This window comes from Hyphococcus lacteus (assembly GCF_041058985.1).
Taxonomy (GTDB): Bacteria; Pseudomonadota; Alphaproteobacteria; order Caulobacterales; family Parvularculaceae; genus Hyphococcus; species Hyphococcus lacteus.
Genome location: NZ_JBEHZE010000001.1, coordinates 2,435,123 through 2,458,024 on the forward strand (window position 1 = coordinate 2,435,123; position 22,902 = coordinate 2,458,024).

At 49.5% G+C, this 22,902-nt stretch carries 24 protein-coding genes and 1 tRNA gene; 7 read left to right on the forward strand and 18 right to left on the reverse strand.

Annotated features, from left to right (window positions below; genetic code table 11):
• Positions 1–66: 66 nt before the first annotated feature.
• The 8 genes from ABFZ84_RS11590 to ABFZ84_RS11625 all read right to left on the reverse strand — a co-directional run bounded on the left by ABFZ84_RS11590 (position 67) and on the right by ABFZ84_RS11625 (position 5,879).
• Positions 67–2,250, reverse strand: coding sequence for a TonB-dependent receptor (locus ABFZ84_RS11590; protein ID WP_369314175.1), 2,184 nt, complete (start codon positions 2,248–2,250; stop codon positions 67–69).
• Between the two features lie 70 nt (positions 2,251–2,320).
• The gene (locus ABFZ84_RS11595) at positions 2,321–2,635 is read right to left on the reverse strand and encodes a hypothetical protein (protein ID WP_369314176.1); all 315 of its coding nucleotides are present in this window, start codon (positions 2,633–2,635) and stop codon (positions 2,321–2,323) included.
• A gap of 92 nt (positions 2,636–2,727) precedes the next feature.
• Complete coding sequence (locus ABFZ84_RS11600; protein ID WP_369314177.1) at positions 2,728–2,967, reverse strand: DNA gyrase inhibitor YacG; 240 nt, start codon at positions 2,965–2,967, stop codon at positions 2,728–2,730.
• On the reverse strand, positions 2,894–4,066 hold the full coding sequence (locus ABFZ84_RS11605) for a ribonuclease E/G (RefSeq protein WP_369314178.1): 1,173 nt from the start codon (positions 4,064–4,066) through the stop codon (positions 2,894–2,896). Before ABFZ84_RS11605 ends, ABFZ84_RS11600 begins: the two co-directional genes overlap by 74 nt.
• The gene (locus ABFZ84_RS11610; RefSeq protein ID WP_369314179.1) at positions 4,063–4,641 is read right to left on the reverse strand and encodes a Maf family protein; all 579 of its coding nucleotides are present in this window, start codon (positions 4,639–4,641) and stop codon (positions 4,063–4,065) included. Before ABFZ84_RS11610 ends, ABFZ84_RS11605 begins: the two co-directional genes overlap by 4 nt.
• A gap of 12 nt (positions 4,642–4,653) precedes the next feature.
• Complete coding sequence (infA, locus tag ABFZ84_RS11615) at positions 4,654–4,872, reverse strand: translation initiation factor IF-1 (RefSeq protein WP_369314180.1); 219 nt, start codon at positions 4,870–4,872, stop codon at positions 4,654–4,656.
• Between the two features lie 85 nt (positions 4,873–4,957).
• Positions 4,958–5,383 (reverse strand): arsenate-mycothiol transferase ArsC, encoded by a 426-nt coding sequence (locus tag ABFZ84_RS11620; protein WP_369314181.1) that lies wholly within the window; start codon positions 5,381–5,383, stop codon positions 4,958–4,960.
• A gap of 7 nt (positions 5,384–5,390) precedes the next feature.
• Positions 5,391–5,879: a UPF0262 family protein gene (locus ABFZ84_RS11625; RefSeq protein ID WP_369314182.1), complete on the reverse strand. Its 489-nt coding sequence runs from the start codon at positions 5,877–5,879 to the stop codon at positions 5,391–5,393.
• A 144-nt stretch (positions 5,880–6,023) separates the two neighbouring features.
• Between ABFZ84_RS11625 and ABFZ84_RS11630 the strand changes: the two genes are divergently transcribed.
• Genes ABFZ84_RS11630 through ABFZ84_RS11640 form a run of 3 tightly spaced genes read left to right on the forward strand, consistent with a single transcriptional unit; the run spans position 6,024 to position 8,563 of the window.
• Positions 6,024–6,971: a DUF481 domain-containing protein gene (locus ABFZ84_RS11630; protein WP_369314183.1), complete on the forward strand. Its 948-nt coding sequence runs from the start codon at positions 6,024–6,026 to the stop codon at positions 6,969–6,971.
• A 36-nt stretch (positions 6,972–7,007) separates the two neighbouring features.
• Complete coding sequence (trhO, locus tag ABFZ84_RS11635; protein ID WP_369314184.1) at positions 7,008–7,937, forward strand: oxygen-dependent tRNA uridine(34) hydroxylase TrhO; 930 nt, start codon at positions 7,008–7,010, stop codon at positions 7,935–7,937.
• Positions 7,937–8,563, forward strand: coding sequence for a glutathione S-transferase (locus tag ABFZ84_RS11640; RefSeq protein WP_369314185.1), 627 nt, complete (start codon positions 7,937–7,939; stop codon positions 8,561–8,563). The genes trhO and ABFZ84_RS11640 overlap by 1 nt, the downstream gene beginning before the upstream one ends.
• Positions 8,564–8,565: 2 nt before the next feature.
• Here the strand turns inward: ABFZ84_RS11640 and hisD are convergent, their stop codons facing one another.
• The 4 genes from hisD to ABFZ84_RS11660 are packed head-to-tail and all read right to left on the reverse strand — an operon-like array spanning position 8,566 to position 11,755.
• A complete protein-coding gene (gene hisD / locus ABFZ84_RS11645; protein ID WP_369314186.1) occupies positions 8,566–9,855 on the reverse strand; it encodes a histidinol dehydrogenase in 1,290 nt (429 codons plus the stop codon).
• A gap of 5 nt (positions 9,856–9,860) precedes the next feature.
• Positions 9,861–10,313 (reverse strand): DUF2948 family protein, encoded by a 453-nt coding sequence (locus ABFZ84_RS11650; RefSeq protein WP_369314187.1) that lies wholly within the window; start codon positions 10,311–10,313, stop codon positions 9,861–9,863.
• Positions 10,314–10,322: 9 nt separating this feature from the next.
• Positions 10,323–11,582, reverse strand: a complete 1,260-nt coding sequence (murA, locus tag ABFZ84_RS11655) for a UDP-N-acetylglucosamine 1-carboxyvinyltransferase (protein ID WP_369314188.1) — start codon at positions 11,580–11,582, stop codon at positions 10,323–10,325.
• Positions 11,582–11,755 carry a hypothetical protein gene (locus ABFZ84_RS11660; RefSeq protein ID WP_369314189.1) on the reverse strand — a complete coding sequence of 58 codons (174 nt, stop codon included), beginning with the start codon at positions 11,753–11,755 and terminating at the stop codon, positions 11,582–11,584. The genes murA and ABFZ84_RS11660 overlap by 1 nt, the downstream gene beginning before the upstream one ends.
• Positions 11,756–11,974: 219 nt before the next feature.
• On the opposite strand from ABFZ84_RS11660, the gene ABFZ84_RS11665 reads away from it, so the two are divergent.
• A complete protein-coding gene (locus tag ABFZ84_RS11665) occupies positions 11,975–12,358 on the forward strand; it encodes an acyl-CoA thioesterase (protein WP_369314190.1) in 384 nt (127 codons plus the stop codon).
• Positions 12,359–12,444: 86 nt separating this feature from the next.
• Positions 12,445–12,519 (forward strand) — tRNA-Thr (locus ABFZ84_RS11670).
• 147 nt (positions 12,520–12,666) lie between these two features.
• Here ABFZ84_RS11670 and ABFZ84_RS11675 read toward each other — a convergent pair.
• The 6 genes from ABFZ84_RS11675 to ABFZ84_RS11700 form a co-directional block, all read right to left on the reverse strand.
• Entirely contained in the window at positions 12,667–13,338 is a 672-nt protein-coding gene (locus ABFZ84_RS11675; protein ID WP_369314191.1) for a VPLPA-CTERM sorting domain-containing protein, read from the reverse strand.
• A gap of 312 nt (positions 13,339–13,650) precedes the next feature.
• Positions 13,651–15,069, reverse strand: a complete 1,419-nt coding sequence (locus ABFZ84_RS11680) for a serine hydrolase domain-containing protein (RefSeq protein ID WP_369314192.1) — start codon at positions 15,067–15,069, stop codon at positions 13,651–13,653.
• Positions 15,070–15,327: 258 nt separating this feature from the next.
• Positions 15,328–16,869, reverse strand: coding sequence for an alkaline phosphatase PhoX (locus ABFZ84_RS11685; RefSeq protein ID WP_369314193.1), 1,542 nt, complete (start codon positions 16,867–16,869; stop codon positions 15,328–15,330).
• 267 nt (positions 16,870–17,136) lie between these two features.
• Positions 17,137–18,024 (reverse strand): ATP phosphoribosyltransferase, encoded by an 888-nt coding sequence (hisG, locus tag ABFZ84_RS11690; RefSeq protein WP_369314194.1) that lies wholly within the window; start codon positions 18,022–18,024, stop codon positions 17,137–17,139.
• Position 18,025: 1 nt separating this feature from the next.
• Positions 18,026–18,352: a YerC/YecD family TrpR-related protein gene (locus tag ABFZ84_RS11695; RefSeq protein WP_369314195.1), complete on the reverse strand. Its 327-nt coding sequence runs from the start codon at positions 18,350–18,352 to the stop codon at positions 18,026–18,028.
• 129 nt (positions 18,353–18,481) lie between these two features.
• Entirely contained in the window at positions 18,482–21,058 is a 2,577-nt protein-coding gene (locus ABFZ84_RS11700; RefSeq protein ID WP_369314196.1) for a hybrid sensor histidine kinase/response regulator, read from the reverse strand.
• Positions 21,059–21,460: 402 nt separating this feature from the next.
• On the opposite strand from ABFZ84_RS11700, the gene ABFZ84_RS11705 reads away from it, so the two are divergent.
• Both ABFZ84_RS11705 and pth read left to right on the forward strand, forming a co-directional pair.
• Positions 21,461–22,111, forward strand: a complete 651-nt coding sequence (locus ABFZ84_RS11705; RefSeq protein ID WP_369314197.1) for a 50S ribosomal protein L25/general stress protein Ctc — start codon at positions 21,461–21,463, stop codon at positions 22,109–22,111.
• A gap of 53 nt (positions 22,112–22,164) precedes the next feature.
• Positions 22,165–22,899, forward strand: coding sequence for an aminoacyl-tRNA hydrolase (gene pth, locus ABFZ84_RS11710; RefSeq protein WP_407067110.1), 735 nt, complete (start codon positions 22,165–22,167; stop codon positions 22,897–22,899).
• Positions 22,900–22,902: the final 3 nt, after the last annotated feature.

Consider the following 22,902-nt stretch of genomic DNA (forward strand, 5'->3'; position numbering starts at 1 on the left):
TATTGCACCGACGAAAAGTGCCCGCCACAAAATGGCGGGCACTTTTTATCTGAATGCTAGCCGTTACTAGAATGCACCGCGCAGCGAAATTTTAAAGTTCCGGCCCGGTAGCGTTGCAACGTCTTTAAGAAACGACGTGTGTAGACGCGCCTCTTCGTTGGTTACGTTATCGGCGCGAAGCTGAACCGATAGTCCGTGTCCTTCCCCACCTGGTCGCCATGTCATCGCAAAATTCACAAGCGAGTACCCGTCGGTCGGCAGTTCTGCCGCAGAAATACGATTTTGCTTTGCCGCGAGTTCGACTTCGCCCCGAAGGTCTACATAATCAGAATTTGCTTCCAGACCTAAAATTGAACGCAATGGCGGGATACGCGGAACGTCGCCGCCATCATTTTTGAACTTAGCACGTACATAATCTACCTGCGCTGATGATGAGACATCAAAACCGCCGATTGTGAAAAGATCCGCTTCGATCTGAGATTCGAACCCTTTGAAGACTGCATCACGTGCTGTGAATTCAAAGACAGGTAATTCATCTTCTTCGGCTCCAGTTGCGATGAGAGCAACGAAATCATCATAACTCGTGTAGAACCCGTTTATCGTGACGGAAACTCTGCCCAATTCACCGTGTACTGTAGACTCCACGCCCGTGGCAGTTTCAATACCTAGATCAGAATTACCAACCTCATAGGCGTTTGTCGCAAGGTGTGCACCATCTGAGAAAAGCTCCTCTGGTGCTGGTGCCCGTTCCGTACGAAGCCCATTTATACCAAAGAACAAATTGTCATTTGGTTCAAACCCGATCCCAGCAGAAACACTCAATGCATCGAACGTACGGTCAAGACCGACGGTCTCGGCTTTTGTGGAAGTGTGTTCATACCGTCCAGCGACCTGCAGATGAAGCGGGCCAGTTTCGTATTCACGTACAGTAAAGATCCCAAATTGATTGGTAATGTTTGGTGGCGTAAACGCTTCAGCACCAACGGCGTCAAAATTACGGTGCTTGTACTGAAAGCCAGTTGCGCCCCGGAAATTGCCAAACTCTTTTTCCAAAAACTCAACACGGGCTTGATACCCCGTATTGTTGAACTCTGTTCCGATTTCGTCGCCCTCGAGTTCACGGTGAACATAGTCGGCATATCCGAAACGGACTTTTGTTGTATCGACGATAAAGAACGGTTTGTTTAGCTCACCCCGAACATCAAAGCGTTGTTGCTCGAGTGCGATACGCACATCTTCTTCGCCATGCGCGTGTTCATGTTCGTGCTCTTCATCGCCATGATCATCATCATGGTCGTCGTCTTCATGCTCTTCCTCATGATGATGGCCACCACCTGGAATACCATAATTGGACTTTGTGGTTTTGCCCGAAATTCCGAAAAAGCCATCGTCGAAAATCAAAGATGCACCAACGGACCCACCTTTTGTTACAATGGACGAATTATCGACGACGCCGAATGCCTCTTCTTCTTCATGTTCATCGTGATCGTGATGCGCCTCGTCTTCATGATCATGTTCATCGTCATGATCGTCGTGTTCTGCTTCTTCCAATGCGCGAAATGCCTCGGATTCTGCAAAGCCCGGAATGCTATAATCTTCAGTTTTTCGATAAAAACCGTCACCATGGAACACCAGCGCGGTATCGCCAAACTTTCCGAGTAAGACGTCAAAGCCGCCAGCAGCTTCGATAGAGTCATCTACGGTTCCATAGCTGGTGCGAAGAGCGCCATCGATCCCGTCTTCAGGTACTTCACTCGGTATACGGCCATCGAAAACATTGACCACGCCACCAGCGGCGGAGCTTCCAAAGAATAAAGCAGCGGCACCGCGAACAATTTCAATTCTTTCTGCGGTTGCAGGCTCAACAGCAACGGCGTGATCATCACTCACCGATGATGCATCTATTGATCCAATACCAGCGTCAAGAACGCTGACACGGTCCCCCCCGAGGCCGCGGATAATTGGTCGACTAGCTGCGGGTCCAAAGAAACTCGATGATACACCCGGCTCGCGGCGAATGAGTTCGCCGATAGACGCTTCCCCTCGTGAGGCCAGATCTGCCTCGGTCAGAACGGATGCAGCGATAATTGACTCATGTTCTGGGTGCGCAATCGGCGTTCCGGTGACAATGATTTCATCGTCATCGCGGCTATTCTCGCCCCCATTAGTTTGTGCAAATGCGTTAGTGTTGAACAAAAAAGTAGTACATGCCGTTAAGCATGCTGTCGTCGCAAGTAGATTACGTTTCACAGAGATAGCTCCCAAAAAGCCAAACACGCTTCATAGCGTTGGCGTAACAATCAAAAAGAGAATTGGATTGTTATTGGGCAGGTGGGCCGCGTGGTCTGGCCGCACGAATGGCGACTAATGCACGTTCGGTTTGGGTAATTTGATCGGCTGCGCGCCAAATCGTAAGTGCAATTACGAAAACAAAAGCGGATGTCGGTATAACTTTATCAGCGCTGTGCGTAGCTAACGAAAGTACACAAACTTGGCCGTCGTGTTTGTGAGGATCATCGCCATATTTTGATGCGTGTACCGCTGTCAGGATCTGTGAAAATACGAATGCGGTGACAACTGCAATTAGCAGCGCCGTCCATCGTGTTTTCCAGAATGTCGATCCATTATCCGACATATCGCTTCCTGCAAGCGGGTTATTTGGTGCAAACCTAGGGTATATCCACAAATGTTACAATTTCACAAGTGCCTAAAATTGTCTACAGGACGTCAAAAAGCCTCGTCATCTCCTACGCCCTCAGTGTCATCTTCTTGGGCGGGAATCGCATAACTGCCGGTTAACCAGCGATGCAAATCGACATCCGCGCACCGTTTTGAGCAAAATGGTGCGTATTCCGGCACTCTGGCGGCCTGACAAATTGGGCATTTAACTGAATTATCGTTGCTCGCTGCACTCAAAACTTCGCTCCTCGCATTTCCCGCTCGTGGTGATTTCAAAGCGCGGACCATAACGGTCGCGTAATCGGGAAGCCCATTCGGGGTAACCTGTGAGATAGTCAAAAATCAACCGCCCAACATCCAGCGTAATAGTCTGACTTGGGTTAGACCGAAGCGTGTTCTCTAAAGTGCGGATTGCAATTTTTGTCGCATATTCAATGGCAAAAGGTCGCCCCGCAATCGGGGATGCCGGGGATGCTTCGGTGAATTGCTCCAGCAACGAAAGGCCGCGCCTCGGTAGAGTAAAACTATAAAGTCCCGATTTTGAAAAGCTCGCCTGTTTCAGGCCGGGTAACCAATCCGTTTGGGATTTGAGGTGCTTCAGAAACTTCGACCGAACGACATCGCTACTTAATGACGGAAAGTCGATCACCACATGCCCACTAATATTCCTAATACTGATCTGTTGGAAAATTACATCTGCCGCAGCAAATGCAGTGCGCTCTTTCAGCCGAGATGAAGATGACGCCACTAATGAACCTGTATCTACGTCAATGGCGGTCAGCGCTTGTGTTTCATCAATTATAACTACCCCGCCCTGCGGCAGTGAAACAAAACGGTCAAAAATACCGTCCAGTCCAGCGGAAACATGCTCGGTATCGAACAGGTTTTCTGTCCCGCTATGATGTTGAACATTTTTATAACCCGCAGAATCGAGTGCCTGCGCTGCACGGCCATCATTTACAACGATGTTATCAACATCGCCTATCGCTGTGACCACTTCTAAAAGTGGATCATCAAATGGTGCAATTCGGCCAAGCTGTGATTTATCTGTATCGGTCTGAACAAAACGTAGTTCAGCGCCTTTTCCCTGGCGTGACGGAGCCTTTACATCAACTATGATGCTTGCGCCTTCATTACACTCTTTTTGATAGCGTGGCTTTAGGGGCAAGAACCCCGAAACATTATTACCGAGGTTTACAAATACTGCATTCAACCCGACATCAATGCGCGTAACCTTACCAACAAAGCGGTGGCTTTCTCGTGGCTCAGTATAGCGGTGTTCGTCCCCGCGTGCCGGGCCGAACCAAAGCTTGAACAGTTGACCATTAATGATTAGCGCCGCGCGCGTTTCGGCAACGCCACACTCAATGATCAATCGTCTATTCACTTTCCTGCCCCTACGCCGTCGAGCAGGTTGGCCGTTTCAAATAAAGGTAACCCGACTACGTTCGAATGTGATCCGGTGATCATAACAATATGCTTTGAGAATAATCCCTGAATAGCATAGCCGCCGGCTTTGCCATCCCACTCTTTGCTCTGAATATACTCATCGATCGCGTGAGAATCTAACACCCGAACCTTCACCCGCGTTTCAACAATCCGGCTTTGTACTGTTCCGTCGGGTTTCACTAAAGCGACACCGGAATAAACGCGGTGTGAACGGCCGGAAATAAGATTTAAACAATCTCGCGCAGTTTGTTCGTCCTCGGACTTAGGTAAAATTCGGCGACCACATGCAACAGCCGTATCAGATCCAAGTACAAACACCCCGCTGTTTGCCTCGGCTACTTTCAATGCCTTTTCTTTTGCGAGGCGTTCAACATAATGATGCGCAAGCTCACCGTGTTGTTCCGTTTCGTCAATATCGGCAGGAATAATCCGATCAGGAATAATTCCGATCTGCGCTAAAAGTGCCTTGCGCCTCGGACTGGAACTGGCGAGGATAAGTGGCGTATGCGGCATTATATTTTCTGTCTATTTAAAACGGTAAGAAATACGGCCTTTGTTTAGGTCGTACGGCGTCATTTCGACTAGAACTTTATCACCCACGAGAACACGTATTCGGTTCTTGCGCATTTTCCCGGCAGTATGCGCGATGATTGTATGGTCATTTTCGAGCTTCACACGAAAAGTCGCATTAGGAAGGAGTTCCTCTACCACCCCTTCGAACTCTAGCAATTCTTCCTTTGCCATGGATGTATCGACCTTGATAGTCCCCTAACCCGCAGCCCTGCTGCGTTAAATTTGGGCCGAACTTTGGTTCCTGAAAAAGCGAAAATCAAGACTTTTCGGTGTCGGAAGAAAACCGGCGAGCGATTTTTGCCTTAAGGGTGTCCCGCACCCTTTTATAAGATGCGACGATTGCGTCGCGGCCACCACGTTCTTCGGAAGGGTTTTCAATGTCCCAGAACTCGATTGATGCACGCGGTAGTTTTTTGCGGGCCTCAACGGCTGCTTCTGGCGTCAATGCGATCACAACATCAAAACTTGTTAAATCAACGTCATCAAGTGTTTTAGGTTCGTGGCCATGCATTGCTACGCCAAGTTCGTTCATTACGATTTCGACAAACGGATCAAGCCCGCCCTCATAAATCCCGGCAGAATCAACTTTGACACCGTCTTTGGTGTTAAGTCGTAATAATGCGGCGGCCATCGGCGAGCGCACAGAATTCATATTGCATGCAAAGAGCACATTTTTTGTCATTTTTGTCTCACCGCATATGGAAACTGCATATTAGCGTAAATAATCGCCGTGCAGTATTTTCATCTAATTCAATTTTATCTTTGAGGCGTTCTTGGAGAATGTCCGACCCCTCATTATGCATTCCGCGACGCGCCATATCGATGGTTTCGATCTGTGATGGCGCTGCCGTGCGGATCGCATCGTAATAACTTTCGCACAACATAAAATAGTCTTTAATGATACGACGGAACGGAGTCATGGACAGATGAACCTGCCCTAACGCGTCCCCCCCAGCCAGACGTACATCAAAAACCAGACGACGCTCTACATTCGATAAATAAAGCTCGAACGGGCCATCTTCCGCGCCGATTGGATGAAAATAGTTTTCTTCAAGCAAATCATACACAGCCACCTTACGCTCATGCTCGATATCAGCGGTTGCTGGCGCGAGTGAGCGCTCGTCAAGTTCAATCTTGACGATGTGAAAACGTGCAGAATTATTCTCGTCGACAGTCATCCCCGCTCCGACTCGGTTATTTATCTTTCTTAGCGGGCTGCGGCGGTACAGTCACGTGGACAATCATCAACTTGCGTTAAATAAAGAAGCATGCGATTCGCGCCATCTTTATTGCCGTAATCCCCAAGTAACGAGACCGTTCTGATGCCAAAGCTTTTGCCTGCATTTCTAGCTGCCCCACTTTTGATGACCGCTACGCCTGTTTTATCACAAGAAGTCCAGACGATACCGGACATCGCACAGGCCCTGCTGGATGAAGCCTATAAGACCCAGTCTTCCGACGAAATTTTGGCCGTTACCAAGGCAGTAAAAGCAGTTTTTCCCGACTATGCGAACCAGATAGAGGCACAATCGGGCGAAAAGGTCGCTGCTCTAGCACCGCCACCTCCGCCAAAAGACACCAAAAATGCATCTCCAAAGACAGTGCCTGCACGTGGATTATTCGCCGTTTCGCCGTGGGATGGTAAAATTCAGGCATCGGGCCTGCTCTCCACCGGGAATTCCGAAAATGCCGCTGTCGGTATCGCAATAGAGGCGGAACGCGGCACCAAAAAACTGACACACAATCTCAAAGGATATTTCGATCTCGGTGAATCCAATGGTGTGACCAACCAAAAGCGTTGGGGCGCTGCCTATCAGCTAGATTACAACTTTAGTGACCGGAGTTATGCCTTTGGTCGCGTTTCATTCGATGAAGATGAGTTCTCCGGGTTTGACTACCGTCTTTTTACCGGCCTTGGTATTGGACATTATTTTGCCAAATCTGAAGCATTTAGCTGGAAAGCCGAAGGCGGCCCCGGTTATCGGTATTCGCCAATCGACGAAACCAGCGAAGTTGACGAATCCTTTGCCGTTTATGCCTCAAACGAAATTGAATGGCTGATCCGAGAAGGTGTTAAATTCGAACAAGATGTTACCGTCACGTGGACATCGCCCACCACCACCCTCCAATCAGTGTCGTCACTGACAACCCAGCTATGGGGCGACATTTCGACAGGTTTATCATTTGAATATCGCTATGAGACAGACCCGCCATTGGGCCGCAAAAACACGGACACCATCGCAAAAGCATCACTGATTTACGGGTTCTAGTTGAGCCTAATCGATTGCTCGCGTATGACGCCACCCATGTCGAATATAGTTGTTGCCGCTTTTTACAAATTTGCCGCCCTGCCTGACTTCAAGGCACATCAAGCCCCGTTGCATGACGTGGCCGTTGATGCCGATGTCCGTGGGACGATCTTGCTCGCATCTGAGGGCGTAAACGGAACAATCGCTGGTTCTCGCGCTGGAATTGACCGTGTGCTTGCCCACATCAAAACCCTGCCGGGCTGTGCAGGACTTGATTGGAAAGAGTCTTATACAGACGAAAACCCATTTCTGCGGATGAAGGTTCGGCTCAAAAAAGAAATCGTAACCCTAGGGGTTGGTGATATCGCACCTGAAAAAAGTCACGAACTTTATGTCGAACCGCATGATTGGAATAATGTCATTTCTGATCCTGACACCATTGTTATTGACACGCGCAATGACTACGAGGTCAGTATCGGTACCTTTGACGGTGCGATAAATCCGGAGACAAAATCGTTCCGTGATTTTCCAGAATGGTTTCGAAAATTTCGCAAAGAAAACGAATTCAAAAAAGTTGCTATGTTTTGTACTGGCGGCATACGTTGCGAAAAATCAACGGCGTTTCTCCGATCCGAAGGCGTTGAAGATGTGGTCCACCTAAAGGGCGGCATACTGAAATATCTGGAAACGATACCCGAAGAGAAAAGCCGCTGGAATGGTGAGTGTTTTGTTTTCGATAATCGCGTATCTGTTGGCCATGACTTGGCACCCGGCACGTATGATATGTGTCATGCCTGCCGTCAGCCAATCACCGAGGACGACAAAAAATCAGTGCATTATCGGGCCGGAATCTCCTGCCCTAATTGCCACGACAGGCTGACCGAAGAGCAAAAACGTAACTTTGCTGAGCGCCAAAAGCAGGTTGAACTGGCAAAAGCCCGTGGTGAAACCCATATAGGAATGCCTAAAGCAAAATCGGAGGGATAATGTCTTCACCGATCTTATATTCGTTCCGCCGTTGTCCTTATGCGATGCGCGCCCGCATGGCCATAGCCATAAGCGGCGAGCACGTTCAGCTTCGCGAGATTGTCTTGCGCGACAAACCAGATGAAATGATCGAAGCCTCCCCAAAGGCCACAGTACCGGTTTTGGTTAATGGTGACGAGATCGTGGATGAGAGCCTAGCCGTTATGCGTTGGGCCTTGGGGCGCAACGATCCCGAGGCGTGGCTACAAAATGCGGACCTTTCCCTGATCGAGGAAAATGACGGCCCATTCAAACATCACTTAGACCGTTATAAATATTCTACGCGCTACGAGGATGCTGATGCGGAAGAACATCGTTCCAAGGGCATGGAATTTTTGCACAAGCTTGAGAAACGTTTAGCCGCCAGTCCATACTTAGCAGGACAATCACGTGGGCTTGCCGACATGGCGATCTTTCCGTTTGTGCGTCAGTTCCGTATTGCCGATATGGAATGGTTCGATCAAAGCGATATTCCAAAAGTGCAAGTTTGGCTAAAAAGACTTATGGAATCGGATATTTTTCTATCGGTGATGAAAAAATACCCAACGTGGAAAGAAAGCGGAGAAGAATTTGCCTTCCCCGCTTGAGGTTATTTAAGTCGTATGCGTACCGATTTAGCGTGGCTTGGAAGCCCCTCAGCGTCGGCTAAAGTGGCCGCCGCTGGACCGATATTCGCAAGAGCCGTCGCGTCACATCCGATAAGTGATGTCCGTTTCATGAAATCTAGAACCGACAACCCTGATGCATATCTTGCTGAATGAACCGTAGGCAGAACATGGTCAGGGCCGGCCACATAGTCGCCTACCGCTTCGGGCGTGTAGCGGCCTAAAAATATAGCGCCAGCGTGACGGATCTTCGTGAGCATTGATTCAGGATCTTCAACGGCAAGCTCCAGGTGCTCTGGCGCAATGCGATCAATAATGGCGGGCGCATCAGATAGTGATTGCACGATAATGATCGCTGAATTGTCATTCCATGCGGACGCAGTAATTTCTTTACGGCTGCTTTCGTTTATCTGAGTGTTTACCGCCCGCTCGACTTCTTCGGCGAATGACGCGTCATCTGTAATCAGTATACTCTGTGATGACGGGTCGTGTTCTGCTTGGGAAAGCAAATCGGCGGCGATCCAGTCAGGGTCGTTTTTAGCGTCAGCAACGACCAGAATTTCTGATGGCCCCGCAATGCTATCAATACCCACTTTCCCGAAAACCTGACGTTTTGCCTCGGCAACATAGGCATTGCCCGGCCCAACGATGACATCAACCGGCAAAATCGGACCTGCGCCATAAGCAAGCGCAGCAACAGCCTGTGCTCCGCCAACACGATAGACTTCGGTTACTCCCGCACGTTTTGCAGCGGCCAATACGAGCGGATTCATCTCACCATTCGGTGCTGGTGTGACGAGCGCTAAACGCTTTACGCCGGCGACCTGCGCAGGGATGGCATTCATCAATACACTCGATGGATACGCCGCTCGTCCGCCGGGGGCATAAAGCCCAGCTGCATCGACGGCGTTCCATCGCCAACCAAGAGTTACGCCCTGATCATCAGTGTACCGCTCGTCTTTAGGCAGCTGTCTGACATGATAGTTGCGGATACGGTTGGCGGAAAAGTCCAATGCCTCAAGATCTCTCTTTGCGCATTGTTTTTCAGCTTCGTCGATTTCATCATTTGTAACACAAAGGTTTTGTTCAGTGAGCATGAACCCATCGAATTTTTGCGTGAATGATGCCAAAGCACTCATGCCATTTTCGCGTATTTCTCGAATGACCCCCTCAACGACAGCGCTAATGTCTGCGCCGCCATCGCGGTCTTTCATAATGAACTGATCGAAAGCCATATAAAAATCGGCTGAATGACTATCGAGACGCAAAACCATTTTAACTACTCTTTATGCGTTGGTTTGGCGCGGGTTCGCCAAGGGTCAGAAATATCGGACATAAAGCAATTGATGCTTTCGACCTCTAACCGCAATGCCCCACCACCAGAAAAATCGAAAGTCACGGTTCCCGTGCCGTCTTCTTTTTCCTCGAACCGGATAGACAAAAGCTCAACAACAGCATCTTTGGCATCGGTACGAAGACGCGAGAATTGCGCTGAAATGACGTCTTCAAAATGGATCCCAGCCCGCACCCGTGCGAACGGACCGATCTTGCTTTTTCCGAAGCATTCCCAAAGAAAACGGTTGGCCACAAAGGCAAACCGACGATGTTCTGGCTGGTAGCTAAAGTCACCAAGCTTTGCCACGGCATCTTGCAAACAGGCGGAGACCACTTCCAAATCTTTGGAATCAGCAGCCATAAGCCGTAACGGTTTATAGTCTTTCAGCGAGGCCAATGCCCTCTCCTATTCTTTTACGCGCTCGATGAGCGCACCGCAGGCCTGAAGTTTTTCTTCTAATCGTTCAAAGCCGCGATCGAGATGGTAAACACGATTGACCATCGTTTGTCCTTCAGCCGCAAGCCCGGCAATGACAAGCGACATCGAAGCACGAAGGTCGGTCGCCATTACTGGTGCACCTTTTAACCGAGCCACGCCGCGAACAGTCGCTGTTTGTCCGTCTACCGCTATTTTTGCGCCCATGCGCCCCAATTCCGGCGCGTGCATGAAGCGGTTTTCAAAAATAGTTTCTTTTATCGTTGAAACACCGTCAGCCATTGTCATCAACGCCATAAACTGGGCTTGCAGGTCAGTAGGAAAACCCGGGAATGGCTGCGTCACAATATCAGTGGCCGTGCAACGGTCACCGAGCCGTTTCACCCGCAATCCGCCATCGATTTCTTCGAGGTTAATTCCAACCTCTTCCAATACGGCCCAAGCTGCACCTAATAGATCAGCCCGTGCACCTTTAAGTTCTAGCTCACCACCCGTTGCAGCGACTGCCATAATGTAAGCGCCGGTTTCAATCCGATCCGGCAAGACTTGATGTTCCGCAGCATGAAGATGCGCAACGCCCTCAACTGTTATCGTAGATGTCCCTGAGCCCATGACCTTGCCGCCCATCGCATTGAGGCATTCAGCAAGGTCCGTAATCTCCGGCTCTCGCGCGGCGTTTTCGATCGTGGTCGTGCCAGTCGCCCGTACAGCCGCCAGCATCGCATGTTCGGTTGCGCCAACGGAGACAAACGGAAAGGCAATATCTGCGCCCTTTAACCCCTCAGGGGCTTCGGCGAAGACATAACCTTCATCAAGTTCGATTTTTGCTCCCATTGCCGTGAGCGCTTTTAGATGAAGGTCAACTGGGCGCGCGCCGATTGCGCATCCGCCCGGCAAGGAGACTTTTGCTTTACGCTCGCGGGCCAGCAGTGGACCGAGCACATTAAAGCTTGCGCGCATTTTGCGGACGAGGTCGTAAGGCGCTTCGGTAGAGGTAATATCTTTGGCATGCAGCCGGAGTGTTGAGCCTTCAAAACTGCTCGCCGTTCCGTGCTGTTCTAGTAGCCGCAGCAACATATCAACATCCGCAAGGCGCGGAACATTGTAAAGTGTTAGCGGTTCGTCGCTCAAAAGCGCTGCCGCCATAACTTTGAGCGCAGAATTTTTAGCGCCACTGATGGGAATATCCCCATAGAGCGGTCGGCCACCGATGATCGCCAGCTTATCCATTAATCTTCCTTTTTGTCGGTGTCGCCAGGACCCGCTTTGCGTCGGCGCAGATTTGCTCGCAGCGCAGCGGCCAGACGGGCCTCGCGCTTTTCATGCTTGTCTTTGTTGACCGAAGCCGGCTTTTTCTTGACGGACTCCTGACTATCTTGGAGATTTTCCTGCTTCTTATCCAATTGAAACAACTCTTTGTTGCATGTTCTGACCTGTTCGGGTTTGGCGGCGGACTAAAAGCCCTGCCGCGCCTGCCGTCAAGCACTGACGGGATATTCAATCTGCGATGATATCACTGCTTTCCCGTACCAGCGCGATGCCGTAAACCCAATAGAATGACGAAAGACCACATTCTGAGCGGAAATTTAACCGGCGCACAGTCCTTTGAAACGGCGCCTCTCATGACCCGTGTCGCCAAAGACAGCGACATTGATGAGCTAGGCCATGTAAATAACGCTGTTTATCTCGTTTGGGCGCAAGACATCGCAGTCGCCCATTGGAGCACTGTGACCGAAGTCGCCCTACGTGACCAAATGGTTTGGGTCGCGCTTCGCCACGAAATTGACTATCGCGAGCAAGTATTGGCCGGTGAGGCCGTCGAAATCAGGACCTGGCTTGGGCGCGCTGCGGGACCGCGATTTCAACGGCACGTGGATATACGCAAACCGGGCAATTCACGGTTTTCCGCAAAAGTCCTCACCGATTGGTGCCTTATCGATGCAAAAACCCGCAAACCTCGGCGCGTCGGCCCCAAAATTCTATCGCTTTTTGGGGTGCCGGGATAACGCCCGGTTTTTTCCGTGAGGTGCTTCCCAAGCCGAACGCCACGCGCTATACCGCCGCCTCTTTCTGGATGTCACCGTTCAGAATCGCTGCCGTAGCTCAGGGGTAGAGCACTCCCTTGGTAAGGGAGAGGCCGAGAGTTCGAATCTCTCCGGCAGCACCAGTTTTCAGGACATCTTATTTTCGGAATTTAATGAGAACTGTTTTTCAAGATAACAAGCCCATCTAATCTGCGCGAACTGGAATTACAGATGATAAAGCATCTAAACACTGCACAGTCTTCGCCAGTTAAATTGAGTCACCGCTTCTCCTAAAAAGCGACTTTTTTCTTTCGCCTCATAGCCCCAACGCCCATTAATCCAATCAAAAATAACGGCGCGGCAGCAGGCAATGGCACTGTGGTGTTGGTCAGGTCGATGTTAATAACATTGTTTCCAAATATAAAACTGTAATAGCCTTCCTCAAATCCCATGGCTGCAAGCGTGGTGCTCAAAAATATCATTTCAGCAAAAATAGCATCCAGCGAAACATATCCAACTGGGACGCTAATCCCCGGCTCGCTGTAAGGATTGCCGTTGTCCGTTCCTTCGGTACGACCAATACCGAACGCGTCGCCGGAAAAAATATCTGCAAAACTAAAGACACTCAGGGGCCCAAGGCTCGGAAGCGTCGCAGTCGTGTCGTAATATGTATCAACACTGGAAAAACCGGGAGAAGATTCGGTTACGGCAAAATATAATGCCCCATACTCAATGGTTGTATCAAAATGACCGATTTGATTGGGATCGACCGCACCTGTTACGCCGGTAAGGCGCACTCCGGGTCCAGCCGTAGGAGACAGACCTGTAGTGTCAAAATTACCGCTGACGGTAAACACCACATCGTTTCCAACATCTCGACCCGTCACAGTAAGCACCGCAGCCTGCGACGAAGCGAAACACGATACTAAGAATAAACAAATAGCATAAATGCCTGTCTTCACGATAATCCCCCCAAGTATTCCTTTGAACGAATTATATCCCAATCAAAGAGAAAAACAATGAAATGCAAGCTATACTGCATAATTACACTGTAGGGTTGTACAACAACTACAAGCCTCATTGGGGGAGCGAACTGATTAGCTGTTGTCCTCCGAATGTCCACTGGCAGCGATAAAGCGGCACTCAGACCTATATCACAAGCATTTATGGGGTCGGGTCCCTTTGCGTCACACTGACCAGTTCTGATTTTCCGCCGGCCGGCAGCACAAGTTAAAAACTCCCTCAATGTTGTCATGCCGAGGTTTGATCCAAATTTAGCCAGCGGACGGTCTACCGCCATAGAACAAGCCAAGGCGTAATAGCGCCCACGCGACACCAGTCATCGCGGTGGCAACCATAGCCATTGCCATATCCGGTAGGAAAACGATCAACCCTCCGATAGAAACACCAAAGAGTTGCGGAATAAGGTAAAGGCAGGTCCAAGCAAGCCCGATGGTCATGAGCAGCGGAAACCACAAGCTAAACGCTCCGAACGGGCCGGATTTTGCATATAATCCAGTTCGATTAAGCCCTAAATTGATCATAGCAATCACGAAAAAAATGGGTAGCGCAACGAAACTTAGAAACAATATCTTTCGGCCCCACTGCCCGCTATTGCCTATGTAATCGAGACCTAAAGCCTTAGCACTGGTCCCAAACCGGAGATTGGTGGTTTCTCCAAAGCCCATCCCACTGCCCGCATTAACAAGGACAACTGCACCCTTTTGTTCAGCGGGTACTAAAATTGCGAGCGTTTCAACGCCGGGACTGATACCTGTGTGAAACACCGCGTCATCTTCAGTATCAATAGACCAGCCAAAGCCATAATATGGCGATGCGTCACTAGCCGGACGCATCATCATTGATTTACTTTCTGCACTGATAATATCATCTTGATCATTCAACATAATGGCTAAGTAAAGGCCCATATCGCTCGCGCTAGCGATGATGCCTCCAGCGCTTGCTATGCCGCCATCCCGTTCTGTTTCAATCGTTTTATACGGGCGCTTTGTGCCAAACCATGGCCGATGACCTACCGCGATCATGTCATGGCTCTTTTGATCGCCGACGAAGCTATGCTCCATGCCAATCGGTTCTAAAATATTAGCTTTAATGTAATTTGCGTAGTCCTGACCACTAAGCGCTTCGATGAGAAATCCAAGAATAACATAGTTTGCATTAGAATATTCCCACTTAGAACCGGGCGTATAGGCCGGGGTCCATTTTGCAATCTGTTGAATTTGGCTTAAGTGCTCATCTTTACTCTTGCTTTTATCCTTATGGGGAATGTTTCCTTGGAAGGTCGAATATCCGCTCGTATGACTTAGGAGTTGCCGGATCGTAATGCCGCGAACGGCGGGAGTAGAAAACACTTCAAGATATTGGGATATCTCCGCATCTAACTCGACTTTACCAGCCTCCACCAACTGCATAACAGCCATCGCTGTGAAGCTCTTGGAAATAGACCCTAAGAGAAAGGGTGTTTCGGTGGTGACTTTTCGACCACTTCCGACAAGAATCTCGCCCCGAGCCTCTGAGTAGATTTCTCCGTTTTCAAAAATGGTATAAGCCAGCCCCGGCGCTCCGGAAGCTGCCATTTCTACGTCCACGAACTCATTGACCAATAGCTTAGGCGTGCTGGCCAGCAGTCCAGTTGCAATTCCCCAAAAAACAAAAATTAAGACCAGCCTCATCCCCTCGTACCCCCTATTTATGTTTTTCGCATAGTAACATTAGTTATTGAGCGAAACCAAATAGCGGCGATGAGGTGAAAGATGAAGTCACGCAAAGACGCGAGGATAGATATTTAGAGCTTACGCCTAATTTTCCTCCGCCCACCTTCTACATTCATTGATGTGATTTTTAATGACCGAAAATGAGTAGTGCCCGCCGCTAGTGACATATAAACGGCGGGCACCGAGACGAGGCCCGAAGGCAATTACTCAACAAGCCTAGATCGGACCTACGCCCCATGGGCCATAGATGGCAAAGGTTACGCCCGGGGTTTGGACGTTTACGAAAAGCGTATCGCCGGAAGAGTTGAAGCAGGCACCGCACCATTCTTTGTTCCGGTAATCACCCTCCGAAATAAATGAGGTGGGCAGTCCGGATTTGGCGATATCCGAACTTTCCAACTGAATATTGTTCTTGGCAAAGATGAATGGTGCGCCGGCTGGTGTTAGGCCTAATAGACGTTCACCAAAGCCAAAGTCATCTTCGACACCGCCGCCATCTTCGCACAAGACGATGCCGCCCCTTGGGCTGACCGTAATATTATCGGCGTTATTACCCGCCGATGGATTGGAAGAAATATAAATACAAGTGATTACATCGCGATTGGGATCAAGCGCCCATACAGCACCGTCGCCACGTCCAGAACGACCTTGGCTATCATAACCGGCGCCCGTATCAACGAAATAAATCAATCCATCCTTGGCGGAATACCAACACCCCTCGCCGCGGCTCATCCGTAAAGCGCCTTTCCCGCGTGCTTGAAGAAACGGGCCGCTTGCTTCGCCTGAAACGATTTGATCCGAATATTCACCTGGATCGGCATCAGGTTCTTCGATCCTGACCCATTCTAGGTGATAGCTATCTCCGATAACGGGCGCATTAATGTCGATATTCTCTTCGCCCACAACTTTCGCAGCATAGAGTGATCCGCCTTTGACCAAGGCACCGAAACGGAACTGTGGGAAGTCAGGAACATATTTATAGAAGCCAGCCATATTCCGGCGATCTTCTGTTAAATAAACTGTACCTGACATTGGATTGATTGCGACGGCCTCGTGGGCAAAACGGCCCATTTCAACAATGGGTTCTGCTGACCGTTTATTACCATTCCATGTGACTTCAAAAACATAGCCGTGTTTTTTGCCGCCTAGCTGTGTGAGATCTGTTGTCGTTTCCTCACAACTCAACCACGTCCCCCATGGCGTGACACCACCAGCGCAGTTCGTCAGGGTGCCGCCCAGAGATGGAATTGTTTTATAATATTCACCGTTACGCAAAACCAATGTGGTCGTCCCTCCGGACACACCTTTTGGCGCTCCTAAATCGGCACTTACCGCTTCGTCATAAACAGCCCGCGCATCAATTAGGCCAAGCGGATTTCCATTAAGGTCATTTACAACGCCGTTTTCATGGTTTCGAATAAGCATCGTAAGCGGGCCACGCTCTTCGACAACGGCCATCCCGTCATGTCGTGGCGGCGTTGGCTGGCCGTTGTTCATCAATTCACCTGACCACCCCATTGACCGATAAGAAAACCCCTCAGGTAATTGCAAAAGATTTAACCCAGTGGCCAAATCCGCTTTAGGTGTGATCGGGCCATAGGGACTAGCGACTGGCGAAGCGTAAGATGGTACCGCAGCTTGAAATGCAGCAAGTCCGCGTAGCGGCGTCGTAATTAACGCGGTACTGGCAAGGGCGGCACCGGTCTTCATAACGTCGCGACGGCTTAAATTACGAAGGGATGGTTGATCGTATGGCATTGAAAATCCTTTCCTCCCGGATAAGGGGCACGATCTGGCGTATATGCCGCCAGGATCATGGCTTGAATATTGATCAGGGTACGGTTGGTTACGCAACAATCGTTCAATAGCGTTGTTGCTTATCAAATCTATGACATTCTAGAGTCAATTAGACGACATTCGTTCCCCGCCACACGCGAAAACGCAACGCCATACGCAAAAAGTGCACACGGATGAATTTCCGCATGCACTTTTTGCGCATCAATGTTGATGAAATGCGTCGGCTTTTCAGGGCATCATTTTTTCGATTGGAAGGACCAAAATCGCACTCGCACCCAGTTTTTTAAGCTCTTCTAGCGTATCCCAAAATACGCTTTCCCCGCACACTGCATGAATAGCTACCTTTTCGGGGTTCCCAGCCAGTTCTAAGACGGTTGGTGCATCAGCACCGGGAAGAAACTCTGTGATGGCTGCAACGGCACTGCGCGGTGCGTTCATCATGATGTATTTTGCATCGCGCGAACGCAACACACCATTAATCCGCTTTAGCAACGCATCAAAGATGGCCTGTTTCTCGGGTGAGAATTTTAGTGCATTGCGAATTAAAATGGCTTGGGACTCAAACACGGTCGCCACGGGCTTTAATCCGTTTGCATCAAGGGTCGCACCCGTTGAAACAATATCGCAAACCGCATCAGCAATCTTAAGCCTTGGTGCGACTTCGACCGAGCCTTTCATCATAACCACTTTTGAATCTACAGATTCAGCCTCTAGCCACGCCTTTGTAAGCGCCGGATATGAGGTGGCAATCCGCTTGCCAGCAAGCATCGTTGCGCCATCGAATGACCATTCCTTGGGGGCTGCCAACATCAACCGGCAACGTGCGAAGCCCAATTCCATGACTTCATTGGCCGGCGTGTCATGAATTCCGCTCAATAATTCTTCTTCGAAAACGTTCTGTCCAACAATGCCAATATCGCAAGCATTATCAGCCACAAAGGCAGGAATGTCATCATCGCGAAGCAACATAACGTCGATGGGCATTTCCTGAACGCGCCCATAAAGCTTATCGCGCCCTCTGGAAATAGTCAGACCACAGCTTTTTAATAACTCAAAAGACCCGTCGGACAGACGACCCGATTTTTGTATAGCAAGGCGTAATCGTTCGTCGCTCATTTTACTCTCCACTTGTGTTTTTATTTCGATCAAGAACTAATCGATAACCTTGGTGGGCCTCATCGCGGAGGAATCGCGCAACGCGCCCGACTGTTGTCGTTGATGCGCCAGTCGCCGCAGAAATTTCTCGGTATGAATAACGCCCTTCGTCAAGCATCCGCGCGATGCGCCAACGCTCGGCAAATGCCTCTAGTTCAGCGGGTGTCGCAAGATCACGAAGAAAACGGGCAGTTTCCTTTCCGCTCTCAAGCTTTGAAAGCGCATCAAATAGCGCTTTTTGGTCCCGCGCACGGGTATTTGTGTCTGATTTTTTGACCGGCCCGCGCATTGAACTTCTCTGATCACTCTCCCCTTGAAACGACGAAAGGAGTGTTGCTCTGTGTTAATACGGTGATACAGCCGAAAAACACGTTGTCAATGTCACATGCCGAAATAATATGGGTTTTTGTGTATTGATTTACGCAGTGTCTCTGGTCAAATCGTTTGTAAGCCAACGCTCAAGAACATCATCCACTGCGTTCTTTTTCATGGGTTTGCTAAGAAAGTCATCCATACCTGCAGCCCGACACCGGTTTCTATCGTCATCTAGGACGTGTGCGGTTGCGGCAATAATCGGTACGGCTTCCATACCGTTTTGCGTTTCATACTCGCGGATTTTTGTTGAAGCAGCGATACCATCCATCACTGGCATGGAAAGATCCATAAACACAATAGATGGTGAGTGTTCTTTGTATTGGCTTATCGCCTCTTCACCGTTTTCCGCAATAATAATATTGTACTCCGCTTCGTCGATGAAACGTTTAATCACTAGTTGATTGACCGCGTTATCTTCTGCCACCAAAACAGTTTTGCGTTGAGACGGAACTATTCCCTTTTCTCTAGCAATCCCCTCTTGCCGAATTTGTGCAGAACGGCGGAGCAATCTCGGCGCACTATCAGAAAGGATAGCGGCGATTGCGTCCATCAAACGCGATGGGCGTATTGGTTTCGACAACAAGCTATCAATTCTAACGCCGTGATCTGTTGTGCTGGTCACAGCCTCATCAATCGAAGTCAGAATAATAGTCGGAATACTCGCAAATTTTGGATCGGATTGAATCCGTTTTGCGAGCGAAACCCCATTCTCGCCAGGCATTTGAAAATCAAGAACCAGCGCATGATACTGATCATTTTCGATATTGGATTTTTCTAGTTCAGCCATAGCCCGCATCGGGTCGCCAACAATTGTTGACCGAAATCCCCAGCCATCAAGAAATTCCTTCAAAATCCGTCGGTTTACAGAATTATCGTCAACGCCCAAGATTCGCACGCCATCAAAAGTGTCTTGCTTAACAACAGGCAACGAGCGAATGCTCTCATCAACTGGGAATTTCAATTTAAGCCAGAACCGAGAGCCAACACCAATTTCACTTTCTGCGCCAATCTCGCCGCCCATCAATTCAACGATATCACGACAGATCGCTAGACCAAGTCCAGTGCCGCCAAATTTACGCGTATGGGATCCATCCGCTTGTTCGAATTTTTCAAACATGCGCGGTATTTGATCTTCGGCGATGCCAACGCCGGTGTCTTTAACATTGAATGTAAGGTCGATATGTGGGCCGTTTTGTTCGCCGGCAACTTCAACCAAAACATAACCGTGTTCTGTAAATTTTACCGCATTGCCAATAAGGTTCCCAAGTACTTGGCGTAGCCGCGAGTCATCAGCGATAACGCCCTCTGGAATACCTGGCGCATACCGAACAATAAGCTCGATATCCTGTTCATGTGCGCGAGCCTGCATCATCGTTGTGACATCATAAACAGTCTGGCGTAAATTAAACGGTCGCGGCGAAAGTTTTAGTTTCCCGGCTTCGAGTTTAGCGAAATCTAGGATATCGTTGATAACGGCCATTAAGGCATTACCAGAAGAAATAATAATCGACGCTAGCTCGTGTTGCCGCTGATCTAGATCGGTGGACGAAAGAATTTCAGCCATGCCGAGAACGCCATTCATTGGAGTTCTAATTTCATGGCTCATAGACGCCAGAAAATCTGACTTTGCTATATTGGCAGAATCTGCTGCGGCCCGAGCATTCATCAGTGGACGAACCAGAACGCGATGAAGCACGAAACCGAGAACAATAATCATGAAAAGGCACGCAACAAGCGTTGCCACGACTGCTGATGCGCGGAACTCGTGTAAGCTTTGAAAGGCTGCTCGTTTATCAATAGAAAGGCCAAGGTACCAATCCACTGAACCTAGGCTGGGAATACGATAGAAACTCACAATTTGCGGTTTTTTCATCGTGTCGAGATATTGAATCGTATCATCAACCTGCGGCCGTTGTCCTGGATAGGCAAAAGCGATGTCTTTAGAAACAAGGTCACGATCGGGATGTGCAAGAATTTTTCCGTCGCCCGAGACTAAAAAAGCAAAGCCCAACCCGCCTAGATTGGTTTCGGCCAACACCTCAGATAGCGTCGCAGTTGAAAAGTCAGCTCCCACAACGCCGAGCAGTTTTTTGTCGCGATAGACCGGTGACGCAACCGTTATGGTCTCAACTTTAGTAGTTATATCGAAATAAGGCTCGGTCAGCGTCGCTTTTTTCGCCATAAGCGCCGCAGAATACCAAGGCCGCGAGCGCGGATCATAATCTGCAGGCAATTCATCATCGGCTGGCCAAATATGGTAGGTGCCATCTACTTCGCCGAAATAGGTCCAAATAAAGCTCTGTTCGTAAACTGGGTTCCTCACAATCTCGACGGCATTTTCTCCGTCAAAAGATTCCGCGAGCGAGTTGGTAATATTCTCAGTCAGCTCTATCCGATGGGTTAGCCAGTTGCCGCCGCCCCAAGCTGTTGTTGACCCAACTGTCTCCAGATATTTTTCCAGTTCCTTACGGCGTAGATCATGTTCGGAAAAATCATGGTACGAGGCAAACAGCCCAAAGATAAAAAGGACCGTAAGTGTTCCTGCCGCCAAGGCTGACACCATAAGCCGAGTACCCGACGGCCCAACCCCGTCGTTTCCTGCCACTTTTTGAAGCTTCATTGCCCGTCCCAAATATAGTTTTGTGCTCCCCTTTCGCCCAGCATAGCTTCGTTTGGTTAACGACAGCCTTCTTTGATATATTCTTGTGCATCCATGCAGGAATCACGCAGTGCCTAAGCAAAAAGGCGGTTTTCCCATGCACCCTCCTGTAATTCCGCACCTTTGACCGAGGAATCCGCCCCGTTTGATGCCCCGCAGCTAGCTCGGCAAGGCTCCTTAAATGGACTATTGAAAAGAAAGAGAAAAACACCCCGACAGCCGTGCAAAAGCTGGTTTTCTGCGCTTGCAGTCTTGGGGGCTTTGATTTATAGACCGGCCCTCATTATGGATTTCCGCACCGCAGCGGGGGCTACGACGAGCTCTCCGTAGCGGTGGTTTTTGCGCTAAGGACGCCGAACAATCATGGCAACGACCGAAGTTTTTTACTGTGAAGCTCGCAACAAAACAGGCACCGGTGGCGCGCGCGCAGCGCGACGCGAAGGTTGGGTCCCTGGCGTTCTTTATGGCGGTGATCAAGATCCGGTTGCTGTGAATTTGCGCAGCAATGAAATCACCAAGGCCTTTAAAACGGGCCGGTTGATCTCTCACCTCGCTAATATTGATGTACCTGGTGAAGACGGCCAACAGCCAGTGATCGCTCGTGCAGTTCAAATTCATCCCGTCAAAGGGTTGCCAATGCATGTCGATTTGATGCGGGTAAACGAAAAAACGCGCATCGACGTTGCCGTTCCTGTGCGCTTTATCAACGAAGAAGAATCACCCGGCCTGAAAAAAGGTGGCGTTTTGAACGTTGTTCGTCACGCCGTTGAGGTTTATGCCCCTGCGACTTCTATCCCTGAAATCTTCGAGATCGACGTAACCGGCCTTGAAGTTGGCGATAGCATTCACGCATCAGCGATCAAACTTCCTGAAGGCGTTACTCATGTTATTACGGACCGCGACTTCACAATCGCGACGATCGCCGCACCTTCTGCACTTCGTTCATCGGATGATGCTTCTTCTGAAGAGGAAACAGAAGAAGTTGCCGAAGGGGAAGAAGCTAAAGAAGAGTAGTTGGTTACGCTCTTCTTTGATTTCTCGCAGCCCCGTAATTTATGGAGCGCATGATGCTGCTTCTTGTGGGCCTCGGTAATCCTGGCGAAAAACATGCCCGTCAACGGCATAATGTGGGCTTCATGGCGGTTGATGAAATCGCCGAAGCTCACGGCTTCACTACATCGAAATCTAAATTCCAAGGTGAGGTCCGCGAAGGCATTTTGAATGGCCCCACAGGCCGGACCAAAGCCCTCATTCTCAAACCCCTCACCTATATGAACGAATCAGGTCGCTCCGTTGGTGAAGCCGCACGATTTTATAAAATACCGCCAGAAAACATCATCGTATTTTACGACGAATTAGACCTGGCACCCGGCAAATTGCGGATGAAAATCGGTGGTGGTGCTGCGGGCCACAATGGCATTCGTTCAATCGATTCCCATATAGGCAATGAATTTCGCCGAATTCGAATTGGGATAGGCCATCCAGGCCATAAAGCGAAGGTCACGAGTCACGTGCTTGGTGATTTTTCCAAAAATGACCAAGACTGGTTGCCTGAAATGTTGAACGCAATTGCTGCGTCCGCCCCAATGCTGATAGGCAATGATAACAATAGGTTCGCAACAGCTGTTGCACAAAAGCTGGCCCCCACAAAACCTGCCCCGAAACTAAACAAACAAAATACCGCGCCGAAATCGCGCGCTGCCGAGCAACCTTCCACTGAGGCGGCAAAATCAGAGACCTCAAAGCCAGAAACCAATGCGTTTGCATCAGCATTTCAAAAATTACTCGGCGGAAAGAAATAGAGA

Excerpts from the sequence above, each read along its gene's own strand:
- ABFZ84_RS11595 (WP_369314176.1), bottom strand. The coding sequence starts at position 2,635 with ATGTCGGATAATGGATCGACATTCTGGAAAACACGATGGACGGCGCTG.
- ABFZ84_RS11600 (WP_369314177.1), bottom strand. The coding sequence starts at position 2,967 with ATGGTCCGCGCTTTGAAATCACCACGAGCGGGAAATGCGAGGAGCGAA.
- ABFZ84_RS11610 (WP_369314179.1), bottom strand. The coding sequence starts at position 4,641 with ATGCCGCATACGCCACTTATCCTCGCCAGTTCCAGTCCGAGGCGCAAG.
- infA (WP_369314180.1), bottom strand. The coding sequence starts at position 4,872 with ATGGCAAAGGAAGAATTGCTAGAGTTCGAAGGGGTGGTAGAGGAACTC.
- ABFZ84_RS11620 (WP_369314181.1), bottom strand. The coding sequence starts at position 5,383 with ATGACAAAAAATGTGCTCTTTGCATGCAATATGAATTCTGTGCGCTCG.
- ABFZ84_RS11625 (WP_369314182.1), bottom strand. The coding sequence starts at position 5,879 with ATGACTGTCGACGAGAATAATTCTGCACGTTTTCACATCGTCAAGATT.
- ABFZ84_RS11630 (WP_369314183.1), top strand. The coding sequence starts at position 6,024 with ATGCCAAAGCTTTTGCCTGCATTTCTAGCTGCCCCACTTTTGATGACC.
- trhO (WP_369314184.1), top strand. The coding sequence starts at position 7,008 with ATGTCGAATATAGTTGTTGCCGCTTTTTACAAATTTGCCGCCCTGCCT.
- ABFZ84_RS11640 (WP_369314185.1), top strand. The coding sequence starts at position 7,937 with ATGTCTTCACCGATCTTATATTCGTTCCGCCGTTGTCCTTATGCGATG.
- hisD (WP_369314186.1), bottom strand. The coding sequence starts at position 9,855 with ATGGTTTTGCGTCTCGATAGTCATTCAGCCGATTTTTATATGGCTTTC.
- murA (WP_369314188.1), bottom strand. The coding sequence starts at position 11,582 with ATGGATAAGCTGGCGATCATCGGTGGCCGACCGCTCTATGGGGATATT.
- ABFZ84_RS11665 (WP_369314190.1), top strand. The coding sequence starts at position 11,975 with ATGACCCGTGTCGCCAAAGACAGCGACATTGATGAGCTAGGCCATGTA.
- ABFZ84_RS11680 (WP_369314192.1), bottom strand. The coding sequence starts at position 15,069 with ATGAGGCTGGTCTTAATTTTTGTTTTTTGGGGAATTGCAACTGGACTG.
- ABFZ84_RS11685 (WP_369314193.1), bottom strand. The coding sequence starts at position 16,869 with ATGCCATACGATCAACCATCCCTTCGTAATTTAAGCCGTCGCGACGTT.
- hisG (WP_369314194.1), bottom strand. The coding sequence starts at position 18,024 with ATGAGCGACGAACGATTACGCCTTGCTATACAAAAATCGGGTCGTCTG.
- ABFZ84_RS11695 (WP_369314195.1), bottom strand. The coding sequence starts at position 18,352 with ATGCGCGGGCCGGTCAAAAAATCAGACACAAATACCCGTGCGCGGGAC.
- ABFZ84_RS11700 (WP_369314196.1), bottom strand. The coding sequence starts at position 21,058 with ATGAAGCTTCAAAAAGTGGCAGGAAACGACGGGGTTGGGCCGTCGGGT.
- ABFZ84_RS11705 (WP_369314197.1), top strand. The coding sequence starts at position 21,461 with ATGGCAACGACCGAAGTTTTTTACTGTGAAGCTCGCAACAAAACAGGC.
- pth (WP_407067110.1), top strand. The coding sequence starts at position 22,165 with ATGCTGCTTCTTGTGGGCCTCGGTAATCCTGGCGAAAAACATGCCCGT.